Below are 1327 nucleotides of genomic sequence, written 5' to 3' on the forward strand. Positions count from 1 at the left end.
CAGCTCGCTGGATAATATGGCTTCTACAAAGGCTTTGACCGTTTCAGTGTGTCCTTTCAGCAGTGACACTTGAAAGCCGGGAAGGCCGTTTTGGCGCTTGGCTGCCAGCAGTTCTTTTTTATGCTCAGGAGACAGCTTCTCGCTGGATGATATTGCCTCTACAAAGGCTTTGACCGTTTCAGTGTGTCCATTTTGCAGTGCGACGTAGAGGCCGGGAGTACCGTTTTGATCCTTGCCTGCCAGCAGTTCGTGTTTATCCTCAGGACTCAGATTGCTGGGAAGTATGGCTGCTACAAAGGGTTGGACCGCTTCAGCGTGTCCATATCCCAGTGTCGCATGAAATCCGGGAGTACCGTCTGGGTGCTTGGCTGCCAGCAGTTCTTTTTTATCCTTAGGAGTCAAATGATCGCCAGTCATTATCTTATTAATGGAATTTTCAACATCCTTAGCTGAACTATCCGATCCAAAAGTGCCATTTTTAAGTAATAAATACAACAGCGCAGGTGATAGCTTAGATTCATTCACAGTAAAAGCGCTACCCGGTTCGCTTTCAATCTCTGGGCTTGTCAAAACACCCGCAAGCGGGCGTTCTGGAAAGTAGATATCAACATTTGCCTTATCAGGTATTAAATCGTCCAGTGTCAAATACTTCAAAGCATCGAAGGAAGATGCGATTATACGGCGCTCCCTTACTGTGTCCCCAGGGTCATAAAAATTCAATTTAACCTCATCATGATCATCAGACCAAATCATCTCCAGCGTCATGGCATGGCTCAATGATGTCAAATAGTACATTTTTTGATAATAACCTCTATTCTTTTGATGCGTTATCGCCGCCTGCACTACCGCTCCTAATCCGTTTTGATCAAAGTAATAATTTTCTTGGGCTTTCTTATAACCTAGAAAGGTCGTTTCTTTCAATTCATCATCGGTTTTAATGTGTGTGTGTTCGCTTAATTGTTTAACGCTACTGACTGACGAATATTTTCCTGATTTTTTGGTACCTTTTCCTGATTTTTTGGTACCAATGACCCCTCGGGCACGGGCTTCAGCCAGATGCCTGCATGCGATTAACTTCTTATCTTTTGCACTTTCCGCCAGAAGATTAAGGTMCMGCKGCTTTCCCTTTGAGTAATAACYTAAAATTTTTATAGGCTTTTTTTTAGCACCCTCTTCTTGTGGCGTACGCAGTGAGYACTYACGGGGTGTCGCTTCCTTTTCCAATTGCTCAACTTTTCGGTCAATTAAGGGTTTTGAAGGAATGGATTGATCGTACTTTAAGCGCTTTAAACCAGAAGTGATATTTTCTGTTGAAGTGACTTTTCGC

The 1327-nt window shown here is 43.6% G+C and carries 1 protein-coding gene; it reads right to left on the reverse strand.

The features are described 5' to 3' along the window. On the reverse strand, window positions 1-1327 hold a 1327-nt coding region (locus AKL11_RS01855), incomplete at both ends, for a ShET2/EspL2 family type III secretion system effector toxin (RefSeq protein WP_172807226.1).

This window comes from Endozoicomonas ascidiicola (assembly GCF_001646945.1).
Lineage (GTDB): Bacteria > Pseudomonadota > Gammaproteobacteria > Pseudomonadales > Endozoicomonadaceae > Endozoicomonas > Endozoicomonas ascidiicola.